At 53.2% G+C, this 451-nt stretch carries 1 protein-coding gene; it reads right to left on the reverse strand.

Going from position 1 to position 451, the window contains the following annotated elements:
- Position 1: 1 nt before the first annotated feature.
- Positions 2-451, reverse strand: a 450-nt coding sequence (locus KW839_RS28220) for a hypothetical protein (protein WP_218426046.1), incomplete at its 5' end; no start/stop codon positions are given.

A 451-nucleotide genomic window follows, 5' to 3' on the forward strand; every position in this document is an offset into this window, starting at 1 on the left:
CCTATAACCTCCCCTTCCCTTTCCTCCCTCTCTTCCCTTTTTCCTTTCCCCCTTCCCCCCTCTTTCTCCTTTTCTCCCTCTTCCCTTCCCTCTTCTCCTTTTCCTTCTTCTCTCCCCCTCTCCTTTCCCTTTCTCTCCCTCCCTCTTCTTCTCTCACACTCTCCCCCCCTCTCTCTTCCCCTTCCTTCCCCCCTTCTCCCTTTTCTCTCTCCTCTTCCCCTCTTTCCTTCTTTTCTCCTTCCCTCCTCCCTTTTTCCTTTTTTTTTCCCCTCCTTTTCCCTCTTCCCCCCTCTTTTCCTTCCTGGCTTCTCTCCTCTCCCCTTTCCCCCTCCCTCTCCTCCTTTCTTCCTCTCCTCTCCTCCCCTTCCCCCCTTCTTTCCTTCTCCTGTCTTCCCTTCTTTCTCTTCTCCCCATCTGAGTCTTCCTCCTCCTTCTCCTCTTTCTTTCTCGT

The organism is Pseudomonas sp. PDM31, assembly GCF_019218965.1.
In the GTDB taxonomy this organism is placed as follows: Bacteria; Pseudomonadota; Gammaproteobacteria; order Pseudomonadales; family Pseudomonadaceae; genus Aquipseudomonas.